Raw genomic sequence first — 21,992 nt, 5'->3', positions numbered from 1 at the left:
ATGACCGAAAAAGCAACGCCTAAGCCAAAACTGAGCAAAGGGAAGCCGGCCAAGGCCAAGCTGCCGACCGAGCCGGAACTGCCCCGGCTCGGTTTTCTAGGCATGCTGCGTTGGGCCTGGACCCAGCTAACCTCGATGCGCACCGCATTGTTCTTGTTATTACTACTGGCAGTAGCAGCGGTGCCCGGTTCCACTTTTCCGCAACGCATCCAGAATCCGGCAGCGGTGACCCAGTACATCAAAGACAATCCGGTCACCGGGCCGGTGATGGACTGGTTCAAGCTTTTCGATGTTTTCTCCTCACCATGGTTCTCGGCGATTTACGTCTTGCTTTTCGTGTCATTGATTGGTTGCGTACTGCCGCGGGCCAAACAGCACTATAAGGCGATGCGCACGCCGCCCCCACGTACGCCCCGTAGACTCTCCAGACTTGCTGAATACGGCACGCTGCAGGTTTCGGCGGCCCGCGCAGCGAGTGCGGACCAGACAATCGAGCAAGCCGCTGCGGTGCTAAAACGCCGAGGGTACCGAGTCGATTTACGCCTTACTGGAGACCGGCCGAGCGTTGGTGCGGAGCGCGGCTTCCTCAAGGAAGTTGGCAATCTACTCTTCCACGTTTCGCTGATCGGGGTGCTCGTTGGGGTAGCCCTGGGCGGCCTCTTCGGCTATTCCGGTCAACGGGTTTTGGTCACCGGGGATAGTTTTGTGAACACCCTGATTGGCTATGACTCCTTCAGCCCCGGCACTAACTTCAACTCGGATTGGTTACAGCCGTATTCGTTGACCCTTGATGAATTCAAGATCGAGTTTGATCGAAACGCCAACGCCAAAAAAGTGCAGCCCTTGGACTTCAGCGCCAAGCTGACCGTCAAGGATTCTCCAGATGCCGCTCCGGTGCAAAAGGAACTCAAGGTCAATGAACCGTTGAGCATTGGCGGCACCGATGTCTACCTGCTTGGCAATGGCTATGCCCCGCACTTCACCGTGAAGGACGGCAATGGCAAGGTGGCTTTTTCTGATTGGGTGATCGGCGGTGTGCCAGACCCGGCCTACAGTTCGCGCCTGGTGATCAAGGTTCCGGACGCCGGTCCGGACCAGCTCGGCTTCCAGGGCATCTTCCTACCTACCGGAGCCAAGGACGCCAGCGGGCTCGATTACTCGCTCGATCCGGATCCCGGGAACCCGACGGTGCTGTTGAATTCGTACTACGGAAATTTGGGTCTTGACGGCGGTAAGCCGCAGAACGTGTTCCTTCTTGACGTTTCCAAACTAACGCCGCTCAATGAACGGAACTTGCCGGCAGGTGGAATCACCCTGGACAGCAAGAAACCGAGCTATAAACTGCCCAACGGTAAGGGCACCATCACCTTTGACGGATTGACTCGATACGCCGGTTTGGAAATCCGACACAATCCGGCCCAGGTCTATGTCTTGATTTTTGCCGGTACCGCCCTGCTTGGGTTGGTGGGCTCGCTGTTCCTCTCGCGCCGTCGGATTTGGGTGCGCGCTGGTGAGCATCCCGATGGCCGGGTGCTGCTGGAGTACGGACTGCTGGCCCGGGGCGAGGATTACCGCTTGAACCGGGAAGCCAGCTTGCTGCGAGAGCAACTGGCTAAAGCCCTCGAGGTGGCGGACAATCAGAAGAGTGATCCGAAAGAAACGGATACGAAAGTGAAGGAAAGCTAATGCCAGAGATCAACGAACAGCTAGGCGAATACAGTGCGCTCTTCATTCTGCTAGCTGGCGTGACCTATGCCGTTGCCTTCTGCGCTTTTACCTGGGACCTGGTGGTCTCCAGCCGCACCACCCGAGCAATTGAAGCGCAGTCACAGCAAGCTCAGTTGATGAAAACCGCTGAGCGGCAGCCTGCAGCAGCGGCTGCGACCGCCGCCTCGGTGAACGGCAGCACCTTGGACCTAGCGGAACGGCCAAGCAGCCGCTCCGGTGAGAGGTCCCCAATGATCGCCGACGAGTCAATGAAGTACGGCTCCGAACGTCGAGTGGCCGCGCGGGCCGCTGTCGCGCTGACCCTCTTGGCCACCCTGATTTGTGGCGCCGGTGTGTTGATGCGTGGACTGGCTGCGGGCCGGGTGCCGTGGGGCAATATGTACGAATTCTGCACCACCGGCGGATTTCTGGTGGCGGCTGTTTTCTTGATCGTGTTGACCCGGCGTGACCTGCGCTTTCTGGGCACCTTCGTGGTCGGGCTGGTTCTGGTGATGCTCTTCGCCGCTTCGAGCGCTTTCTGGGTTCCGGTTGGCCATCTCGTCCCCGCCTTGCAGAGTTATTGGTTGGTCATTCACGTCTCCATCGCGGTGCTTTCCGCGGCGCTGTTCACGCTGACCTTCGCCATGAGCGTCTTGCAGCTGGTGCAGACTCGTCGGGAAAACCAGCTGGCTGAGGGCCTCACCGATCGGTTGCCATTCATGCGACTCGCCCCCTCCGCGCTGAGCCTGGAGAACCTCTCCTACCGGCTTAATGCGATTGCCTTCGTGGGCTGGACCCTGACGCTGATCTTCGGTGCAATGTGGGCCGAGAAAGCCTGGGGCAGGTACTGGGGTTGGGACACCAAGGAAGTCTGGACCTTCGTGATCTGGGTGGTTTACGCGGGCTACCTGCACGCCCGGGCCACTCGCGGATGGACCGGCACCCGTGCCGCCTGGCTATCAATTGTTGGCTATGCCTGCGTGGTCTTCAACTTCACCGCGGTTAATATCTTCTTCAGCGGCTTGCATTCCTACGGCGGTGTCTCGCCCAGCTAATCCTGAGCTGCTACCGGTTAGCACTACTTCCAACACGACTGTTCGCGGTAACCCAATCATCACCTTGGGCTACCGCGAACAGTCGTGTTATTGCTTTAAGGGCTAGCTGATCTTGCGGCGGTAGGCAACCATCGCGAAGATATAGGCCACCACCAGGATGCCGACGCACCAGGCCAGTGCAATCCAAATATCGCTGCCAACCGGCCGTTCGGCGAACAGGTTCTGGATGGTGTTCACGATAGAAGTGACCGGCTGATTCTCGGCGAACCAGCGGACCGGACCCGGCATGCTCTCGGTCGGCACGAAGGCCGAGGAGATGAACGGTAGGAAGATCAGCGGGTAGGAGAATCCGGTTGCCCCGTCCATCGAGCTTGCGGACAGCCCAGCGATCACCGCGATCCAGGTCAAAGCCAGGGTGAACAAGGCCAGGATGCCAATCACGCCAAGCCAAGCGAGTGGGCTGGCACCGGTGCGGAAGCCCATCAGCAGCGCGACCCCGACAATGATCACCAGGGTAATGGCGTTCGCTACCAGCGAGGTCAACACGTGAGCCCAGAGCACCGAGGAGCGGGCGATCGGCATCGACTGGAAACGTTCGAAGATACCGCTCTGAGTATCGGTGAACATCCGCACCGCGGTGTATGCGATGCCTGAGGCAATTGCGATCAGCAAGATTCCCGGCAACAGGTAGTTCACATAGTTCTCGGTATCAGCAATGCTGTTTTTGAGTGCGCCGCCGAAGACATAAACGAAGAGCAGCATCAGTGCGATCGGGGTGATCGCTGTGGTGATGATGGTGTCCATGCTGCGGCTGATGTGCTTCAGGGAGCGGCCAAGCAAAACGCCGGTGTCTGAGAAGAAGTGCTTATTCATGACTTGTCCTTTCCTGAGGTACCCGCGCCTGAGTTTTCCGTGGCCGGATCTGCACTGCCATCGGTGCCGATCAGGGCGAGGAAGATGTCCTCCAAGGTCGGTTGTTTCTCGACGTACTCCACCTCCGCGGGTGGCAATAACCGCTTGAGTTCGGCTAGCGTGCCGTTGGCAATGATCACGCCCTGGTGCAAAATCGCGATCCGATCGGCGAGCTGCTCTGCCTCGTCCAAATATTGAGTGGTGAGCAATACCGTGGTGCCGGAGGTCGCCAGGTCTTTGACGATCTGCCAGACCTCAAGACGGGCTTCGGGGTCGAGGCCAGTGGTTGGTTCATCGAGGAAGATCACCTTGGGCTGGCCGATCAGGCTCATCGCGATATCGAGCCTGCGACGCATGCCACCTGAATAGGTGCCCACTTTCCGGCTGCCCGCTTCGGTGAGGCTGAAGCGGGCGAGTAAGTCGTCGGCCACCTGCCCGGGATTCTTCAGGTGCCGCAGCTTGGCCACCATCACCAGATTCTCCCGGCCGGAGAGAATTTCATCGACCGCGGCGAACTGGCCGGTCAGGCTGATTGACTCCCGCACTTCGAAGGACTGGCTTTGCACGTCCAGACCCTCAACAGTCGCGCTGCCCGCGTCGGCCTTGAGTAGCGTGGAGAGGATCTTCACCATTGTGGTCTTGCCCGCGCCATTTGAGCCCAACAAGGCGAAAATGCTCCCGGTTGCCACCTCGAAATTCACGCCCTTGAGGACCTTGAGGTCTTTATAGGCTTTTTCAATGCCCTGAACTGTAATCGCTGTGGTCATGACTCTGCCTGCCTCTCAATAGCTTTGTCGACAGCCTGGTTGAGCCGACTACGTTCCTTATCGATCCACCGTTTCCCGCCGTAGGCCTCAGCGAAGCTTTCAGCGAATTCCACCGGGTCGTCGCCGACGATTTCGCTGACCGGAGTGCCGTCAATAGCGGCGCGTTCCCAGAGGTCGGCGTGTCCGAGGAACATCTGTACGATGGTGTCCCCTTCGGTGGCACCGCCGTAGTACATGAAGTACCGGTTGAAGGCGGTTGCCACGCTGAGATAGGGCTCGGGAAGCGCGTCCAGCCGGGCCTTAGCTTGCCGGTACTGCTTCTTCTGTTCGAGCGAGCCGGTAACCATTTCGATCCATTTTGCAGCCATTTTATTTTCCTCCCTGGCGGAGCTGTTCCAATCGTTCGGAGAGGAAGCCCCAGGTGTTCCAGAATTCTTCTAGTTCTTGCTTGCCTTGTTCATTGAGCGAATACACCTTGCGCGGCGGTCCCTTTTCGGAGGGCCGCTTTTCGACATCGACCAGGCCCTTCTGTTCGATCCGGACCAGCAGCGCATAGACGGTGCCTTCGGCGATTTCGGTGAATCCCTTTGCTCGCAGCATCGTGGTGATCTCGTATCCGTAGGCCGGATTGCCGGTCAATAGGGCGAGCACTATGCCTTCTAATGTTCCTTTGAGCATTTCTGTCATTTGCTTGCCCATCGGACCCCTCCTCTAACTACTCTGTATCGCTAAGCACTAGTACTCAGTGTTACTAGCTACTAGTACATAGTAGCGCTAAGTAGTGGAATTGCAAATATCTTTTTTAGGGGTGTTTGAAGGGGCGGGGCTAGTTCAGAGAGTCTGAGTGGTGAGAACATAACGACCGGCGATGGCGCCGTAGCAGGCGACCGCGAACTCGGCGGGCTCTCGCAAAACGGGCGGGCACGACGGCGATGAAATGGATTTCCGCTGGAGCGGCGTCAGCGGGAGCCGTAGGGGGTCGGAAGTTAGTTTTCCTGGTCGCGCAGCTTTCGCTCACGTTCTTCTAGTTCGGCGCGGAGCTGTCGAAGCCGCTCCTCCTCGGCCTTATGCCGCCGGGCGGTGTCTAGATTACGCAAGAACTCTGGGTCGTCGTCGGGAGCTACTGGGCCACGATTCACCGGCCCACGATTAACTGGACCGTGGGGCGTCGGGCGTGCGCTCTCGCTACGGGGCCGACCCAGGGTGAACCAAAGAATGATGCCAATGAGGGGAATGAAGATGATGAGCAGGACCCAGGCCACCTTTGGCCAGTTGCGGATATCTCGATCATCGGTGCGCAAACAGTCGATCAAGGCATAGAGCTCAAGGCCAATCAGAATCAAGACCGGTAGGTAGCGCAGCATAGTCCATTCTAACTGGCTGAGCTGCGCACACAGATCTCGCTCAGTGTGCGGGGGTAGAATGAGTCGGTGGCGTTCCTGAAGTATTTTTTGATCCGAGTGGGTATTTTAATCCCGCTCTTCGTGATTTTCATGGCTATAGGTCTGGGAATCATCGTTTCAGCGGTAGCTGCCACCCTGATGGCTTTTTGCATTGCCTATTTGTTTTTCCGTCCGCAGCGTAATGCCGCCGCCGAGTCGGTACGTAGCGCAGTCTCTCCGGAGGCACGTCGGTTGCGGGCCAGTAAGCAGACTACCGACGGCGATATTGAAGACGCTCTGATTGAAGATCATCCGGATCTGCGAATCGATACCGATCAGAAAATCAAGAAAGCCTCGTCTTCGGAACTCCGGCAGGCCGAGAATATTGACGGCTCACGCCACGTTTAAACGGTTCTGACACGTCTAAATGGTTCTGATTGGCGAGCCTGCGCTTGAGGATCAGGTCGGTACGATTCAGAGCGCTTTCGATAACACCAGCGCTAAACCGTAGAGCACGCTGAAACCAAGGTTGAGTAGCCCGGTTTGCTTGAGCACCGGGATCAGCGCTTTACGAGTTTTTCCGGAGAGCATTAACCAGCAGGGCATCAGTGTCGCCGGGATCAGCAGCAGCACGATCAGCACCCACGGCTTACTGCTGACCAAAAGTAACGGCAAGAGGATGGCGAGAGCGATCAGCAGCAGGTAACTAAAGCGAGCGTTTCGATCGCCTAGACGCACGGCCAGGGTGCGTTTTCCCACTTCGGAGTCGGTAGGAATATCTCTGACATTATTGGCCATTAGTAGCGCCATCGCAATGAAACCGGTGCCGACAGCGCCGATCAGTGCAGGCCAGCTGAGTTGGCCAGCTTGAGTATAGGTGGTGCCCAAGGTGGCAACCAAGCCGAAGAAAACGAAGACAAAGACGTCGCCCAGACCCAAATAGCCGTAGGGATTTTTGCCGCCAGTGTATCCCCAGGCAGCTAGCACGCAGGCCGCTCCTACCAGCAGGAACCACCATGACTGCGAGAGGATCACCAGCACTAGTCCGGCGACCATCGCTGCCGCGAAGGTGCCGAAAGCAGCGAACTTCACTTGACGGGGACTCGCTGCTCCGGAACCGACTAAACGCAAGGGACCAACTCGTACATCGTCGGTGCCGCGGATGCCGTCGGAGTAGTCATTGGCGTAGTTGACTCCGATCTGCAACAACAGCGCGACGATGGCTGCTAGCAGAGCATTGAGCCACTTAAAGGAACCCAGCTCGAACGCCGCTGCCGAACCGATAATCACCGGTGCGATTGCCATCGGCAGGGTGCGCAGGCGTGCGCCCTCGACCCATTGTGCTGCGCTTGCCATCCCTTTATTCTCCCCGATCTTGGTGTTGTAGAAGCACTAGCAGCCGTTGCCGATCGACTTTGCCCTGCGCTAATAGCGGTAACTCCGGCAAAATCACTAAACTTTTCGGCACCGCATGCCGTTCCAAAACGGCGTCTAAGGCGTTCCGTAGTTGCTGCTCGGAAAGCTCAGTGACGATCGCGGCGGCTACTTTTTGTCCCCACTCAGCGCTCGGCACCGCAGAGACAAAGGCGTCCCGCACGCCGTCAATGCTTCTGAGCTTCGTGGCAATCGCCTCGGCAGAGACCTTGAGGCCGCCGGTGATCAAAACATCGTCCGCCCGGCCGAGAACTCTTAGCCTGTTCTGCTCATCAAACTCCCCGATGTCCGAGGTCTGATACCACCGGGTGCCGTTGATCTGCTGAAAGACATTGGTGTCCAATTCGGGCTCAGACAGGTAGCCGTCGGCAATCACCGCACCACCGAGCCAGATCAGCTGGTTCCCTTTCTCGTCCGCTCGTAGGGCGACCTCGACGCCTTCTAGCGGTTCACCATCGTAGATGCAGCCGCCGCAAGTTTCAGCACTACCGTAGGTGGTCACGATGGAAAGCCCGGCCTCACGGCTGCGGCTCAGCAGCTCCTCACTTGCTGGGGCGCCGCCGAGCAGAATGGCGTTGAAGCGGCGTAGCGTCGGCAAAGCCTCAGGCGCGTCCAATAATCTGTTCAGCTGGGTCGGCACCAGCGAGGTGAAGCGGATCGGGTCGGTCATCTCTGCGGCCGCAACACAGAAACCGGTGACGCTGAACTTGCCTTCCACTATCTGAGGTTTGGTGCCGGCATAGAGCGAGCGAATCAGCACCTGCACCCCGGCGACGTAGTGCAGCGGCAACGCCAGCAGCCATTGGCCTTCACCGCGCAGCCTGAGTGCGGTAGCCATCGAGGAGGCGGCGAGCGCATCTACGCTGAGTAGCACTTGTTTTGAACGGCCGGTGGAACCAGAGGTGCCAATCACCACGGCGATGCCCTCCGGCACCTCGATGGCACTGACCTCGGTGCTTCCGAAACGCACTGCGGGACCTTCTCCGGAGAGCGCAGCGGCTAGCGCCGTCATGGCCTGATTGACCTCTTGTTGGGTATCCATCGGCGCTTAGAAATAGTAGGGGAAGCCGGACCAGTCGGGCTCGCGCTTAGCCAAGAAGGCGTCCCTGCCCTCCACCGCCTCGTCGGTCATATAAGCCAGCCGGGTTGCCTCTCCGGCAAAAACCTGCTGACCGGCTAGGCCATCGTCGGCTAAGTTGAAGGCGAATTTCAGCATCCGGATGGCCTGCGGAGATTGCCGGGCAATATCGGCGGCGTACTCAAGGGCGACGTCCTCGAGTTTTTCATGATCAACCGCTTCGTTCACCGCACCCATCGCGACCATCTCTTCAGCTGAATACTCCCGGGCCAGGAAGAAGATTTCCCGAGCCCGCTTTTGACCGATCTGGCGGGCCAGCAGTGCCGAACCGTAGCCCGCGTCGAAGGATCCGACGGTGGCATCGGTTTGCTTAAATTTCCCGTGTTGCCGGGAGGCGATGGTGAGATCTGCCACCACGTGAAGCGAATGCCCGCCGCCAGCGGCCCAACCGTTCACCACCGCGATCACCACCTTGGGCATGGTGCGGATCAGGCGTTGCACCTCGAGAATGTGGAGTCGACCGGCTCGGGCCGGGTCGATGGTCTCCGAGGTCTCACCTTCCGCGTAGCGGTATCCATCCCGGCCACGAATCCGCTGATCGCCGCCGGAGCAGAAAGAGTGCCCGCCGTCTTTGGGGCTCGGCCCATTGCCAGTGAGCAACACGGTGGCCACGTCCGGGGTCATCCGAGCGTGGTCAAGGGCGCGGTAGAGCTCATCGACGGTGCCGGGGCGGAAGGCGTTGCGGACTTCGGGGCGATCGAAGGCGATTCGCACGGTTGGCAGATCGACACCGTTCTCGTGCTGCCGGTGATAACTGAGGTCTTGGAAGTCCTCGAAGCCTTTGACGACCCGCCAGCGAGCCGGGTCGAAGGTGTCGGAGACTTTCGGCGTCGCCTCAGGCGTTGATTCACTCACCCAGCTATTCTACTGACCGGATCGGGCGGGCTGAGCTTTTTAGGCCGCCACCGAGGCTGCCACACTGGGAAGGTGAATTCATCGGAGGAGCTACCCCTCGCCGACTCGTCAAGAGTCGTTTTGAGGCGAAGCGTCAGGCGCTTTGCGCTCTGGGGGCTGCTTATTTATGGCGTACTGGTGCTGGTCGTGGTGTTTTGGCCAAGGCACGTCGACGAGGCAGTCGCTCCGGCTTTGGGCTCCTTCTTCGGGTGGCTGCATGACCTCGGGGTGCCAGAGTTCATTAACTATCAAGCACTTGAATTTTCCGCCAATGTGCTGATGTTTGTGCCGCTCGGATTCTTCTTGGCGTGCTTGTTTTGGCGGCGCTGGTATCTAGCAATTCCGCTATTGTGCTGCTTGAGTGTGGGCGTCGAACTGCTTCAAGCCGGCCTGCTGCCCGACCGAACCCCCTCAGGGTCCGATGTATTAGCGAATAGCCTGGGCGGTCTGCTCGGGGCGCTCATTCAAGGGATCCGTTTCCAGCGAGGCTTGAGGAGAGCTAAAGCTAGCTAGGAAATAGCTAGGAGATGCAGAATTCGTTTCCCTCCGGATCAGCCATGGTGTACCAATCGTGCGGCCCCTGACTGGCCTGCCAGCGGAAGCTGGCGCCACGAGCTTCCAATGCGGCACGGACCTCGTCCTTGTCTGCTCCCTCAAGCCGGATATCCAGATGCACCCGGTTCTTCACTGTCTTTTTCTCGGGAGCGGTCTGAAAGAGCATCCGAGGCGCTCCTGGCTGCCCCTCAGGGGCGTTAATGGCCGCCCCGTCCTTCCAGACCAGAACTCCCCGGTGGGTGCTGGTATCGGCTTCCTTGGCGAAGCCCTGACTGATCATTGAACGAATGAATTCTTCGTTGCTGGGCTCCACCTGCCAGCCCAGAGTTTCGGCCCACCAATCGGCCTGATCATGCGGGTGCTCGGCATCTACGGCAATCTGAAATGAGTAGCTCATAGCTGCAGATTACGCCGCGAGCTGGTCACTGGACAGCACGATTGCGGTCATCTGCTGTCCGTGATAGTCGCCGATGCTATTCTTTAAGGTATGGATAACTAATCGCAATCTTTTTCAAACGTGTTCATCCCGTTGATTGCGAGGTTTGTTTTGGCTTTTATTTCTAGCACCCCGATAACTCTTTCCAGCACTCTGGCGCAGCCCATTGCTTTGCGCCAAGTGTCGCATGGCTATGGCAATAGGCTGCTGTTTGAGCAGCTTGATCTGACTATTGCGCCCGGCGAGCACGTTGTGGTGATCGGCGAGAACGGTTCGGGCAAATCCACACTGCTGAGAATCCTAGCCGGGCTGGAAAAACCGGATAAGGGTGAGCTCAGCCTGCCGCAACGGCCCGGTTACCTGAGCCAGGCTCTTGAGGCTGCCGCCGGACTCACGGTGGCTCAGGCAATTGATCAAGCGCTTGCTGATTTGCGCTCCATTGCTGCCGAAATCCAGCGGCTCAGTGAGAATTTGGCGGACGCCACCGCTGAGACGAATGAACGCTATGACCAGCTGGTCACGAGCTTTGCGCTACGAGGCGGCTATCAGGCGGATGCCCGTATTGATGCTGCGCTGAATAATCTCGGGCTGGCTGGGCTGGCGCGAGATCGACCACTGGATAGTCTCTCCGGCGGTGAGCGGGAACGTTTTGCTCTGGCTTGCCTGCTCGCCGACCCAGCGCCGGTACTGCTGCTGGACGAGCCGAGCAACCATCTCGACGCGGCTGGCCTGGATTGGCTCGAGGCTCGTTTGGCGGCGCATCACGGCACGGTGGTGGTCGTCTCACATGACCGGCAATTACTCGATAACCTCGCCCAAACAGTGATTGAGGTTGACGCCGATAAGACTGAAGTGCGGCGGTATGGCAACGGCTATCAGGGCTATTTGGTCGAGAAAAAGGCCGAGCGAGCTCGCTGGGAGCAGGCGTATCAGCAGTGGCTTGACGCCATGGCCAAGGAGCGCGAAAAAGCCGTTGAGGGCACCGGTCGTAATGGCTATGGACGGGTCCGAGATAAAGACAAGATGGCCTTCGACTTCAAGACCGGAACGGTAGAGGCAGCGGTCAGCTCGCAGATCCGCAATGCCCAGGAACGGCTACGCAGACTGGAAGAAAACCCGATCGACAAGCCACCTCAGCCTTTGCGGCTGGCTGCCAGACTTGGTGGCTCAGCGGCGTCCGGCGCAGCGGTAATGCCATCTGAGTCGGTGCTGCGGGCCCGCGATTTGCTCATTCCGGGTCAGTTGGAGGTGCCGGAGTTTGCGCTGGCTAGGCAGGAAAAAGTGCTGATCAGCGGGCCGAACGGTGCCGGAAAAACCACCCTGCTCGAGCTGCTCTCCGGTAACCGGAAAGGCGTCGGTGAGGTGCATGCGGTGGCTCGCATTGGCTACCTGCCGCAGGAAGTCCCCGCTCCGCCTCGTCCTGAGCAGCGGCTATTGCCAGCCTTTGCCGAGGGGCGGGTCGGCAGCATTGAGGAACACGCGGAGAACCTTTTGCGGCTCGGAGTCTTTCGTTCGGCTGATTTCACGCTGCCGGTCGGGGGCCTATCCCTGGGGCAGCGGCGCCGGCTGGCCCTGGCGAGGTTGCTCTTGGATGAATACTCAGTGCTGATGATCGACGAACCAACTAACCATTTAGCGCCGCAACTGGTGGACGAACTGCAAGAACTCTTCACCGGTTTTGCCGGCGCTTTGCTGTTGGTCAGCCACGATAGAGTGCTGCGTCGCTGGTTTGAGACTCTGCCGCAGGCTCGCCAGGAGCATATGCAGGCCGGTCGGATGGTGTCATCGGATTCCTGATTGACCGTACTTAGCGGGTATGAAATATTTATAGAACGATCGGTCAGTAATGTTGCTGACCGATGTCATACCTGTGTTGAGGAGCGGCCATGGCGGAAGCGTTTCTAGTCGATGGAGTGCGAACCCCGGTGGGCCGCTACGGTGGTGCGCTTTCTTCGGTCCGACCGGACGATCTGGCCGCGCTCACGCTGGCGGCTCTCGTTGAGCGGACCGGCATCGATGCCGGGTTGGTGGATGAAGTGATCCTCGGCAGTGCTAATCAGGCCGGTGAGGACAATCGCAATGTGGCCAGAATGGCCTTGCTGCTCGCAGGCTTGCCGGATTCCGTGCCGGGCATCACCGTCAATCGGCTCTGCGCCTCTGGCATGTCGGCGATCACTCTCGCCTCCCAGATGGTGAAGGCAGGAGCGGCGGATCTGGTGATCGCTGGCGGGGTCGAATCGATGAGCCGGGCACCGTGGGTGATGGCAAAGCCCGAGAAGGCTTTTGCCCGGCCGGGTGAGGTTTTCGATACTTCGATTGGTTGGCGTTTCACCAATCCTCAGTTCAAGCAACGCGATAAGGCGACCTATTCGATGCCGGAAACTGCCGAGGAGGTTGCCGCGCTAGACGGCATTAGCCGAGAAGAGGCAGATGCTTTCGCCTTGCGTTCACATCAACGGGCCATCGCAGCCATTGATGCCGGACGTTTCGACGCTGAGATCATCCCGGTTCAGGCTAAGTCCGGACGCAGCATGGTGACGATTTCCGCCGATGAAGGTCCCCGACGCGATAGTTCGCTAGAAAGCTTGGCCGCTTTGCGCCCGGTAGTCCGGCCCGACGGCGTGGTGACCGCCGGGAATGCCTCGCCGCTGAACGATGGAGCTTCAGCAATCCTGGTCGCCTCGGAAGCTGCTGTGCAGCGTTATGGGCTGAAACCCAGGGCTCGGGTGGTTGACGGTGTCGCGGCCGCGCTAGCGCCGGAAATCATGGGGCTCGGCCCGGTTCCGGCGACCGAGAAACTGTTGGCTCGCACCGGCGTCGAACTATCCTCGATTGGCGCGGTGGAAATTAACGAAGCCTTCGCCACGCAGTCAATTGCCAGCATTCGTCGGCTCGGCCTCGACCCCGAGATCGTCAACGCCGATGGCGGCGCGATTGCGCTGGGCCATCCACTGGGCTCATCCGGCGCACGGATCACCATTACGTTGCTCGGCCGGATGGAACGCGAAGCTGCCAACCGTGGTTTGGCGACCATGTGCGTCGGCGTTGGGCAGGGCACCGCTCTGCTGGTGGAACGAGTATGAACTCGCTCGGCGAAAAGCAGACCCTGCTGATTGAAGAGCGGGACGATCGGTTACTGGTGCGGCTGAATCGTCCTGAAGTGCGCAACGCCATCGATCAGCAGATGGTAGATGAATTGCACGAGGTCTGCGAATACCTCGAACAGCAGCCCAAGATCTTGATCCTGAGCGGCAGCCCGGCAGCCAATGGGAAGCCAGGTGTTTTTGCCTCCGGGGCGGATATTGCACAGTTACGTGAACGCCGGGCCGCCGATGCCTTAGCTGGTATCAACATCAGGCTCTTTATCAGGATCGCCGAGCTGAAAATGCCGGTGATTGCGGCTCTTGATGGTTATGTGCTGGGTGGCGGCGCGGAACTCGCTTTCGCCGCGGATTTTAGGATCGGCACCCCGGCCATTCGGATCGGCAATCCGGAGACGTCGCTCGGCATTCTGGCCGCGGCCGGGGCGAGCTGGCGGCTGCGCGAACTCGTCGGCGAACCGCTCGCCAAGGAGATTCTGCTGGCCGGTAAAGTGCTCAACGCGGAAGAGGCGCTCGCCGCTCGACTGGTCAGTTCATTGCATGAACCGGCAGAACTCATCGCGGCGGCGGCCGCTCTGGCAGATCGGATCGCGACTCAGGACGCGCTCGCCGTGCAATACACCAAATCGGTTTTCCACGCTCCACCGGAAGCCCACCCTGAGATCGATATGCAGGCGCAGGCGGTGCTCTTTGAATCCGAAGAGAAGTTCGCAAGGATGACCGCTTTCCTGGAGAAAAGGACAAAGAAATGACCGCAGCGACCGGCTTGCCGACTAATATCGGCGTCATTGGCGGCGGCAGGATGGGTGCCGGAATCGCGCATGCCTTTCTGATCGGCGGCTGCCAGGTCACTATTGCCGAAGCTACCCAGGACGCCGCCCGGGCCGCCGAGGACCGGGTGGCCGAGGCTGTGCAGAAAACGGCGGCTCGAGGAACCTTGCAGGGATCAGTCGAGGACCAGCTAGTCCGACTATCGACCGTTACGGACATCGAGGGACTCGGCGCAGCGCAATTGGTGATCGAAGCTGTTCCTGAGGTTTTCGATCTCAAGGTCCCGGCCTTGCAACGGGCGGAAAAGGCAATTGCCGAGAACGCCGTGCTGGCCACCAACACTTCATCGCTCTCGGTCAACGGCCTGGCGTCCACCTTGCTGCGGCCGGAACAGTTCTTCGGTCTGCACTTCTTCAATCCGGTGCCGGCCTCAACGCTGGTGGAACTTGTCCGGGGGGATCAGACCACCGAGACGCTGGTTACTACCGCCAAGGAATGGGTGGCCGCGCTCGGTAAAACTGCCGTCGTGGTGAAAGATGCGCCAGGCTTTGCCTCCTCAAGGCTCGGAGTGGCAATTGCCCTGGAGGCAATGCGGATGGTCGAGGAGGGAGTGGCCTCGGCGCAGGATATCGATACCGCGATGGAACTCGGTTACAAGCACCCGATGGGGCCGCTGCGTACCACTGATGTGGTCGGCCTCGACGTGCGCCTCGGCATCGCCGAATATCTAGCCTCAGCTCTGGGCGACCGGTTTGCGCCGCCGCAAATTCTGCGCGATAAGGTTGCTCGTGGTGAACTCGGGCGCAAAAGCGGGCAGGGTTTCTTCAGCTGGTAGCCGGGTCGAGATAGCTAAACAGGCGCTCGCTCGCAATGGGGAGTTCAGCCCAGTGCTCTCGCTGGCGATGCCGGAGTTTTGCTGTTTGACTGGCCCCCATGACGTCGAAAACGAGAGAAGTTAATTGGGAAGGCGCGATCAACGCGCGCGACCTGGGCGGCCTTGGCGGAGTGCAGCCAGGCAGAGTGTTCCGGATGGCCAGACGCGAGTTCTTGAGACAAAAAGGCTGGCAGCAAATGTTCGACGCCGGAGTCCGCAACATTATTGATCTGCGGAATCCCGACGAAGTTGAACGCAGAGAGACTGATCCGGTAGCTGCCGAACTGCCTGGGATCGGTATTCAGCTGCTCCCGGTCGAGGACCATTCCGACCCGAAGTTCCAGACAATCCTGCCGATACTCGATTCGCCCGAGTCGATCTGGCCGCTGCTGCGGACCTTACCGGAGAAAATTGCAGCAGTTTACCGCGCCGTTGCGTTGGCCGAGGGGGCCGTGGTGATTCATTGTGCTGGTGGTTGCGACCGCAGCGGAATGATCACCATGGGACTTCTGCAACTGGCCGGAGTCAGCGCGGAGGAGATTGCCGACGATTATGAAGCCGGAGTGCGGGCAATAGCTCATTATGACCCCACATTCGGGGAGTTGAAGCCGGGAGAAACAAACCAGCAGCTTGACGACTGGGTGGCGCACACCCGTGGCGCGATGCTCGATGCTGTTGCCGAGGCCAGCATCGAGGAATACCTGCTAGCTGCCGGCCTCCAAGCGTCCGAAATTGCTGCTATTCGGAGCAAGCTGCTGACCCCCTAGGATGGCATTATGACCACAATTGGACCCGTAACTCTGACCGGTAAGTACGTGCAGTTAGAACCATTGGCCCCCGAACATCACGATGAATTAGTTGAGGCGGTTCAGGACGGCGAGCTGTGGAAACTCTGGTACACCCGAGTGCCTTCGCCGGAGCAGATGCGAGCCGAAATTGAGCGTCGGCTAGAGCTACAGCAGACCGGCTACATGCTGCCTTTCACCACCCGCCGGCTCAGCGACGGCAAAATCATCGGGATGACCACCTACTGCAATATCGATGCAGATACTCCCCGCCTGGAGATCGGTTACACCTGGAATGCCGCCGGTGCGCAGGGCAGCGGGACCAATCCGGATTCCAAGTTACTTTTGTTGGGGCACGCTTTCGAAACCCTTGGCTGCACAGCAGTCGAATTTCATACCCACTGGATGAATCAGCAGTCCCGTGAAGCTATTGCCCGATTGGGTGCCAAGCAAGACGGCGTGCTGCGAGCACATTTGCGGATGCCCGATGGCACTGTGCGGGACACCGTGGTGTTCTCGATCATCGCCTCCGAATGGCCAATGGTTAAATCGGGACTTGAGTTCCGACTGAACAAAAGCCGGTGAATATTCGGCCTGCAGTAGCCGCTGATCTGGATGACCTGGTGCGTCTGTCAAAGGCGCACGACAAGGGGGCGCAGAGCCGTGCCGCCAGGGTACTAGGTAATGAAGATTTTGGCGTTTTTGTTGCGGAAGAAGCAGGCGTCCTCGTCGGGATTGCACTCGTCCAGTTCTATGGAGTCAGAATCCGGGGAGAATTCGGTTCCGCCCGCTTGCATGACATCTTCGTCGAGGAAGCACATCGAAACCGTGGCATTGCGACTGCTCTCTTGGCTGCAGTGCACGATTGGGTGATAGCACGCCCCGAATGCAAATGGCTGGAGTGGCAAGCCTCACCTTCGGCAATTCCTTTTTACGAGAAGATGGGTCTGCGTGCTAACGAGCACAACGATTCTGAGGAGTATCCGTTCTTTGAAATAACGGTGCGTTGAGCTCGCCCAGCTGCATCTTGCGGGGAAGTTAGTTCCGGGGGCCGGCTTGCTCTCAATCAACCTCAGAGTGGATCGGAGCATGCCGGAGCCCCCGGAAGCGAAAATCTCGGCTCCGGCTAAGCGGTGTACTTCGCGCTACTGCCGTACAGCTTTTGGGTGAACGAGGAGATGTAACTGGCGGAGTTAGTCGCCGTCAGGTTGTAAGTGAGATAAACCCCATAGCCTTCATCGACGGTTCGTTGCGCATAGCTTGCCGCCGTGCTGGAAGAGGTGCTGTTGATCTCGATAGCCGCGGGGGAGCGCTTTGATTTGGAGCTGGGGCCGCGCGGGTCCGACCAGGTGCCGTAGTACGGGTTCCACGAGTAGTTGAAGGTATCGGCAATGCTGTTCCCGTTGTAGCTCAGCCGATCTGCCGACGGCCCGATGTCGTACAAGGTGATGAGCTTGCTGCTGCCGAGTTTGCTGCGCAGTGCCGAGACCAGATAGTAGAACGAGCTGTCGTTAGGCTGGCCGGTGCCGTTATTGCCGTACTCGGTGTATTCGTCGTCGAAGTCAATGCCGTCCAGACCGTAGCTGGTGACAGCATTGGCTAGCTCGGTGGCAAACGCCTCAGCAGCGGCCTGATTGGGGAAGTTTGCAAAACCCGCCCCCTGGTGATTGCCGAGGACGGAGAGCAGCACCTTGATGCCCTTGTCTTGCAGCGGTTTGATCTGGTTGGCCGCATCGTTCAGCACCGCGGTGACCTGATCATTGAAGTGCAGATAAGCCTTTTGGGTGCTGGTGTTGTAGTTGATATTCGCGGCGAAGATCACCGCGACGTCGAAAACCTGGGCTCCACCGTTGGTCAAGGTGTACTTACCCGCGTTCAGCATGCTGTTGCTATTGACTTCGACGTAGACGACGCTGGTCGGCCCGGACTTGGCGGTGGCGGCGCTGGCCGCGGTTGCTAACGCCGGGTTAATGGCTGCCACGCCGGTCGCGGCCACTGCGGCCCCGGCGCCGAACATCGACAGCACCGTCCTTCTTCCGATGATTTGTTTCGGCACTGAAACTCCTTCTTCGAAGTGATCTGATTCTCAAACGTGCTAAACCGTTTAAGTTATCTGCTAATTTACGACTATTTCCCTGACTGTCAAGGAGAATTTGCCGCGAACTAGCTGTGAATAGGAGAGTGATGGGTGCCGCTCGGCGCCCGGGCGTGGCCCTGGACCGTCGGTGCTCTTGGCTGGACGGCTACTTTGGATCGAGCAGCAGGTTACTGATTCGCACGGTACAAAGCCGCTCGCCAGCGGCATTGCTAATCACCACTTGATGGCTGGTCAGGGTGCGTCCGAGCTGTAACGGGGTAGCGGTAATCGTGACCAAGCCCTCGCGCGCCGACTTGTGATGGGTGGCCGAGACGTCGACGCCGACCGCAGTCTTGCCAAGAGTGGAAGCGTAGATCACTGCGGCCCAGGAGCCCACCGCCTCCCCAACGGCTAGTGAAGCGCCCCCGTGCAAGAGTCCGAAGGATTGGCGATTGCCAGCTACCGGCATCGTCGCCACTACCCGTTCCACCGACTCTTCAATAATCTGGACACCCATCTTTTCGTCCAGTTCGCCGAGTACGATTTTCCACTGTTCGTTCATTCCTCAAGCCTATTAGGCTCAAAGCATGAACTTTGACGACGGCAGTGCTGGGGATGCGAACTACGCGCAGATTGGCCAAGGTTATGCGCGATACCGTCGTCCCGAGCCGGCGATTGCGGCTCGGATTGCGGCAGCTCTCGGTGATGCCAAAACTGTACTGAATGTCGGGGCGGGAGCTGGTTCATATGAGCCGCTCGATCGAGAGGTGACCGCTGTCGAGCCGAGTGCCACCATGCGCGCGCAGCGGCCATCCCGGCTGAGCCCCGCTATTGCTGCTAGTTCAGAGGACCTTCCCTTTGCCGATAACTCCTTCGACGCTTCGATGGCAACCTTTACCGTTCATCAATGGCAGGACCTAGCGCAGGGTCTAGCGGAAATGAGGCGGGTGACCCGAGGACCGGTGGTCATCCTGAGTTGTGACCCCGCGCTGCTCGGTCGCTTCTGGCTGATCGACTACGCCGTCAAAGTCATTGAGACCGAGGCCAGTCGCTATCCGGCTCCGGATCGAGTCGCCGAGTTATTGGGTGGCGCTCGGATTGAGGCGGTGCCTATTCCGCTGGGCTGCACGGATGGTTTTGGTGAGGCTTACTATGGTCGGCCGGAGATGTTGCTCGATGAAGGTGCCCGGCAAGCCAACTCGGCGTGGAGTTTTTTGAGTGAAGTCGAGGCAGCAAGCGCGGTTGCTGCGCTGCGGACAGATCTGGAAAGTGGGCGCTGGGATGAACTGTATGGCGAACTGCGCAATCAGCCATTTTTCGATGGTTCACTGGTGCTTATCGTCAGTGAACCGAATACGCTAAACTAGGCCTATTACCGACCGATCGTTCAGTAATTATCGCCCCGAAGAATCGCGATAGAGGAGCGTCAAAGATGACCACTACGACATCCGAGCAGCAAGCCGTGCCCAGTTATGTTCAAGGCAGCTGGTGGACTCCGCAAGCCGTGCCCACCAGCGCGCCGGAAGTGCGGGATGCCAGCACCGGTGAAGTGCTGGGGCGGGTAAGCACCGAGGGCCTGGAGCTGGCCGAGGTAGTGCGTTATGGACGGCAGACCGGCCAACGAAACCTGGCTGACCTCACCTTTCATCAGCGGGCGCTCAAACTCAAGGAACTAGCGCAATTCCTCAACGCGCGCCGTGAAGAACTTTACGAAATATCAGCTAAGACCGGTGCCACCAAAATCGATAACTTGGTGGATATTGACGGCGGCATCGGCGTGCTGTTCACTTTCGGTTCTAAGGGACGCCGGGAACTGCCGAACTCCAACGTGGTGATCGACGGCCCCTTGGAGGTGCTCTCGAGGGACGGCTCCTTTATCGGCGAACACATCTACACCCGAATCCCCGGGGTGGCCGTGCAGATCAACGCTTTCAACTTCCCGGTCTGGGGCATGTTGGAAAAATTTGCCCCGGCTTTCCTGGCTGGCGTGCCATCAATCGTCAAACCTGCCACGCCCACGGGGTATCTCACGGAGGCGATGGTGCGGCTAATGATCGATTCGGGAATCCTTCCGGAAGGATCCCTGCAGCTGATCTCCGGCTCCGCCCGGACGCTGCTGGACGAACTCGATTACCGAGATTTGGTTGCTTTTACTGGCTCGGCTTCCACCGCCAAACTGCTTAAGGACCATCCCCAGGTGGTCTATGGCGGTGTTCGTTTTACCGCCGAGACGGATTCGCTCAACGCGGCCATTCTGGGCCCCGACGCTGGCCCGGACACCCCGGAATTTGAAGCTTTCGTGCGTTCTGTGGTCACTGAGATGACGGTCAAGGCCGGGCAGAAGTGCACAAGCATTAGGCGCACCATCGTGCCCAACGCCCTCAAGCAGGACGTCATTGCGGCGATCTCCGCTCGACTGAACGAAAAAGTGGTCCTGGGCGATCCGCGGGCTGAGGGCGTCACGATGGGGGCGCTCGCTTCATTGGAGCAGCTCGCCGATGTGCGCTCGGCAGTGCAGGCCATGCTCGACGCGGGTGGCGAGTTGGCCTATGGCACGCTTGACGCGCCCTCGGTGACCCGGCGCGACGGTTCCATCGGTGAGGCCGCCGAGGGTGCGTTCATGTCGCCGGTGCTACTCAGCTGGGCTGATGCTTCGAGTCAGCAGGTGCACAGCCTCGAAGCCTTCGGGCCGGTTAGCTCCGTCATCGGTTACGACAGTCTGGATGAGGCGATTGCGCTCGCCGCCTTGGGGTCCGGCTCGCTTGTTGCCTCGGTATGCAGCAATGATCCTTTGGTGGTGCAACAACTGGTCACCGGTATCGCCGCCCACCATGGTCGGGTGCTGGTACTCAATCGCGAGGACGCCCGGAGCTCAACCGGACACGGTGCTCCGGTGCCGCATCTGGTGCATGGTGGCCCGGGTCGCGCGGGAGGCGGCGAAGAACTGGGCGGTATCCGTTCGGTGTACCACCATATGCAGCGCACCGCCTTGCAGGGTTCGCCGAATATGCTCACCGCGGTCACCGGGGTCTGGCACCCGGGTGCGGATCGGCATTTCGATGACACTCATCCTTTCCGTAAGTCCCTCGCGGAACTGCGGATCGGTGATGCCTTCGGCTCGGAGTTACGTGAGGTGAGCCTGCAGGACGTCACCGACTTCGCCAATAGCACCGGCGACACCTTTTATGCGCACACCAACCAGGAAGCGGCCGCCGCGAATCCGTTCTTCCCAGGCATTGTGGCGCACGGGTATTTGCTACTGTCTTGGGCGGCTGGTTTATTCGTCGAGCCGGCGCCGGGCCCGGTGCTGGCGAACTACGGTCTGGAGAACCTCAGGTTTATCACCCCATTGGCCGCAGGGGATTCCTTCCGGGTAACACTGACCGCCAAGCAGATTACCCCGCGCGAGGATCAGGACTACGGCGAGGTCTGCTGGGACGCGATTTTGCACAATCAGCATGATGAGATTGTTGCCACTTACGATGTGCTGACCTTGGTAGCGAAGACTCAAGATCCGGTGGCTGATGCGTCGAATGCTTCGTTGCAAGGCTAAGAGATGGCATCGCTAAGGCCCTGGCTGCCAAGCGATGCCGAGGTCGTTCTGGCGGCCTTCGCGCAGGCCGATATGACTCGCGAGGGTGGGCCGCTAGCGGGGGTCGAAGAAGCCTCGCAGTGGATTGAGCAACGGAGCTGGGGCGTGATGCCTCGGGCCTATTCATTGGCTATTGTGGACGGCGAGCAGGCGCTTGGCAACGTGAGCGTAAGCGCAATTGAGCCAGTGCACGGCACCGCCTGGATCTCTTACTGGATGAGCAACGCAGGCCGCGGTAATCGGCTGACAACCAGGGCGGTGGCAACGCTAGCGCACTGGGCCTTCGACGAACTCGGTGTCTTTCGCTTGGAGTTGGGCCATCGGCTCAACAACCCAGCTTCGGGCAAGGCTGCACTGGGTGCCGGCTTCATTCGGGAAGGCACCGAACGGCAGCGGCTACAGTACGACGGCGAGCGCTTCGACGTCGCAACCTACTCGCGGCTCAAAACCGACCCTGCTCCCGCCACTGAGCTGCTGGAATGGGCTGCCCCATCGCCGAACTAAGCTCCGAT

Annotated in this window: 25 protein-coding genes; 14 read left to right on the top strand and 11 right to left on the bottom strand. The window is 59.3% G+C overall.

The window, feature by feature from the left end; translation table 11 throughout:
* Both resB and ccsB read left to right on the top strand, forming a co-directional pair.
* Complete coding sequence (resB, locus tag UM93_RS11105; protein WP_045075597.1) at positions 1–1,686, top strand: cytochrome c biogenesis protein ResB; 1,686 nt, start codon at positions 1–3, stop codon at positions 1,684–1,686.
* Positions 1,686–2,762, top strand: a complete 1,077-nt coding sequence (ccsB, locus tag UM93_RS11100; protein WP_045075595.1) for a c-type cytochrome biogenesis protein CcsB — start codon at positions 1,686–1,688, stop codon at positions 2,760–2,762. The genes resB and ccsB overlap by 1 nt, the downstream gene beginning before the upstream one ends.
* Positions 2,763–2,864: 102 nt before the next feature.
* Here ccsB and UM93_RS11095 read toward each other — a convergent pair whose 3' ends face one another.
* The 5 genes from UM93_RS11095 to UM93_RS11075 form a co-directional block, all read right to left on the bottom strand.
* On the bottom strand, positions 2,865–3,635 hold the full coding sequence (locus UM93_RS11095) for an ABC transporter permease (protein WP_045075593.1): 771 nt from the start codon (positions 3,633–3,635) through the stop codon (positions 2,865–2,867).
* A complete protein-coding gene (locus UM93_RS11090; RefSeq protein WP_045075592.1) occupies positions 3,632–4,441 on the bottom strand; it encodes an ABC transporter ATP-binding protein in 810 nt (269 codons plus the stop codon). The genes UM93_RS11095 and UM93_RS11090 overlap by 4 nt, the downstream gene beginning before the upstream one ends.
* Positions 4,438–4,809, bottom strand: coding sequence for a DUF1048 domain-containing protein (locus UM93_RS11085; RefSeq protein WP_045075590.1), 372 nt, complete (start codon positions 4,807–4,809; stop codon positions 4,438–4,440). The genes UM93_RS11090 and UM93_RS11085 overlap by 4 nt, the downstream gene beginning before the upstream one ends.
* 1 nt (position 4,810) lies before the next feature.
* Positions 4,811–5,140 carry a PadR family transcriptional regulator gene (locus UM93_RS11080; RefSeq protein WP_045075589.1) on the bottom strand — a complete coding sequence of 110 codons (330 nt, stop codon included), beginning with the start codon at positions 5,138–5,140 and terminating at the stop codon, positions 4,811–4,813.
* Positions 5,141–5,427: 287 nt separating this feature from the next.
* Positions 5,428–5,805 (bottom strand): PLDc N-terminal domain-containing protein, encoded by a 378-nt coding sequence (locus UM93_RS11075; RefSeq protein ID WP_045075587.1) that lies wholly within the window; start codon positions 5,803–5,805, stop codon positions 5,428–5,430.
* Between the two features lie 66 nt (positions 5,806–5,871).
* On the opposite strand from UM93_RS11075, the gene UM93_RS11070 reads away from it, so the two are divergent.
* Positions 5,872–6,231, top strand: a complete 360-nt coding sequence (locus tag UM93_RS11070; protein ID WP_045075585.1) for a DUF4229 domain-containing protein — start codon at positions 5,872–5,874, stop codon at positions 6,229–6,231.
* Between the two features lie 66 nt (positions 6,232–6,297).
* On the opposite strand, the gene UM93_RS11065 is transcribed toward UM93_RS11070, so the two are convergent.
* From UM93_RS11065 to UM93_RS11055, 3 genes are read right to left on the bottom strand one after another with little or no spacing between them, the layout of a single operon-like run.
* Positions 6,298–7,179, bottom strand: coding sequence for a 1,4-dihydroxy-2-naphthoate polyprenyltransferase (locus tag UM93_RS11065; protein WP_045075583.1), 882 nt, complete (start codon positions 7,177–7,179; stop codon positions 6,298–6,300).
* Positions 7,180–7,183: 4 nt separating this feature from the next.
* Positions 7,184–8,299: an AMP-binding protein gene (locus UM93_RS11060; protein ID WP_045075581.1), complete on the bottom strand. Its 1,116-nt coding sequence runs from the start codon at positions 8,297–8,299 to the stop codon at positions 7,184–7,186.
* A 6-nt stretch (positions 8,300–8,305) separates the two neighbouring features.
* Positions 8,306–9,250, bottom strand: a complete 945-nt coding sequence (locus tag UM93_RS11055) for a 1,4-dihydroxy-2-naphthoyl-CoA synthase (protein ID WP_045075580.1) — start codon at positions 9,248–9,250, stop codon at positions 8,306–8,308.
* 72 nt (positions 9,251–9,322) lie between these two features.
* Here UM93_RS11055 and UM93_RS11050 point away from each other — a divergent pair, with 72 nt between their 5' ends.
* On the top strand, positions 9,323–9,802 hold the full coding sequence (locus tag UM93_RS11050; RefSeq protein ID WP_157874132.1) for a VanZ family protein: 480 nt from the start codon (positions 9,323–9,325) through the stop codon (positions 9,800–9,802).
* A gap of 7 nt (positions 9,803–9,809) precedes the next feature.
* On the opposite strand, the gene UM93_RS11045 is transcribed toward UM93_RS11050, so the two are convergent.
* Positions 9,810–10,241 (bottom strand): VOC family protein, encoded by a 432-nt coding sequence (locus UM93_RS11045; RefSeq protein ID WP_045075578.1) that lies wholly within the window; start codon positions 10,239–10,241, stop codon positions 9,810–9,812.
* Positions 10,242–10,391: 150 nt separating this feature from the next.
* On the opposite strand from UM93_RS11045, the gene UM93_RS11040 reads away from it, so the two are divergent.
* From UM93_RS11040 to UM93_RS11010, 7 genes are all read left to right on the top strand, one after another.
* Complete coding sequence (locus tag UM93_RS11040) at positions 10,392–12,077, top strand: ABC-F family ATP-binding cassette domain-containing protein (RefSeq protein ID WP_234399293.1); 1,686 nt, start codon at positions 10,392–10,394, stop codon at positions 12,075–12,077.
* A gap of 89 nt (positions 12,078–12,166) precedes the next feature.
* Positions 12,167–13,363 (top strand): thiolase family protein, encoded by a 1,197-nt coding sequence (locus UM93_RS11035; protein ID WP_045075577.1) that lies wholly within the window; start codon positions 12,167–12,169, stop codon positions 13,361–13,363.
* The gene (locus tag UM93_RS11030) at positions 13,360–14,133 is read left to right on the top strand and encodes an enoyl-CoA hydratase/isomerase family protein (protein WP_045075574.1); all 774 of its coding nucleotides are present in this window, start codon (positions 13,360–13,362) and stop codon (positions 14,131–14,133) included. The genes UM93_RS11035 and UM93_RS11030 overlap by 4 nt, the downstream gene beginning before the upstream one ends.
* Positions 14,130–14,987 (top strand): 3-hydroxyacyl-CoA dehydrogenase family protein, encoded by an 858-nt coding sequence (locus UM93_RS11025; protein WP_045075573.1) that lies wholly within the window; start codon positions 14,130–14,132, stop codon positions 14,985–14,987. The genes UM93_RS11030 and UM93_RS11025 overlap by 4 nt, the downstream gene beginning before the upstream one ends.
* Before the next feature lie 98 nt (positions 14,988–15,085).
* A complete protein-coding gene (locus UM93_RS11020) occupies positions 15,086–15,793 on the top strand; it encodes a tyrosine-protein phosphatase (RefSeq protein WP_045075571.1) in 708 nt (235 codons plus the stop codon).
* A gap of 9 nt (positions 15,794–15,802) precedes the next feature.
* Positions 15,803–16,396 carry a GNAT family N-acetyltransferase gene (locus UM93_RS11015; protein WP_045075570.1) on the top strand — a complete coding sequence of 198 codons (594 nt, stop codon included), beginning with the start codon at positions 15,803–15,805 and terminating at the stop codon, positions 16,394–16,396.
* The gene (locus tag UM93_RS11010; protein ID WP_052663751.1) at positions 16,393–16,821 is read left to right on the top strand and encodes a GNAT family N-acetyltransferase; all 429 of its coding nucleotides are present in this window, start codon (positions 16,393–16,395) and stop codon (positions 16,819–16,821) included. Before UM93_RS11015 ends, UM93_RS11010 begins: the two co-directional genes overlap by 4 nt.
* Before the next feature lie 116 nt (positions 16,822–16,937).
* On the opposite strand, the gene UM93_RS11005 is transcribed toward UM93_RS11010, so the two are convergent.
* Together UM93_RS11005 and UM93_RS11000 are read right to left on the bottom strand one after the other, a co-directional pair.
* The gene (locus tag UM93_RS11005) at positions 16,938–17,867 is read right to left on the bottom strand and encodes an endo-beta-N-acetylglucosaminidase H (RefSeq protein WP_199921743.1); all 930 of its coding nucleotides are present in this window, start codon (positions 17,865–17,867) and stop codon (positions 16,938–16,940) included.
* Positions 17,868–18,054: 187 nt separating this feature from the next.
* Positions 18,055–18,450: a hotdog fold thioesterase gene (locus tag UM93_RS11000; RefSeq protein WP_045075567.1), complete on the bottom strand. Its 396-nt coding sequence runs from the start codon at positions 18,448–18,450 to the stop codon at positions 18,055–18,057.
* A 25-nt stretch (positions 18,451–18,475) separates the two neighbouring features.
* Between UM93_RS11000 and UM93_RS10995 the strand changes: the two genes are divergently transcribed.
* From UM93_RS10995 to UM93_RS10985, 3 genes are all read left to right on the top strand, one after another.
* Positions 18,476–19,255, top strand: a complete 780-nt coding sequence (locus tag UM93_RS10995; protein ID WP_045075565.1) for a class I SAM-dependent methyltransferase — start codon at positions 18,476–18,478, stop codon at positions 19,253–19,255.
* A gap of 65 nt (positions 19,256–19,320) precedes the next feature.
* Positions 19,321–21,441, top strand: coding sequence for a phenylacetic acid degradation bifunctional protein PaaZ (gene paaZ / locus UM93_RS10990; protein WP_045075564.1), 2,121 nt, complete (start codon positions 19,321–19,323; stop codon positions 21,439–21,441).
* A 3-nt stretch (positions 21,442–21,444) separates the two neighbouring features.
* Entirely contained in the window at positions 21,445–21,984 is a 540-nt protein-coding gene (locus UM93_RS10985; RefSeq protein WP_045075562.1) for a GNAT family N-acetyltransferase, read from the top strand.
* The last annotated feature ends 8 nt before the right edge of the window (positions 21,985–21,992 follow it).

This window comes from Psychromicrobium lacuslunae (assembly GCF_000950575.1).
Classification (GTDB): Bacteria; Actinomycetota; Actinomycetes; order Actinomycetales; family Micrococcaceae; genus Renibacterium; species Renibacterium lacuslunae.
This window is presented reverse-complemented; position numbering and strand designations above follow the sequence as displayed.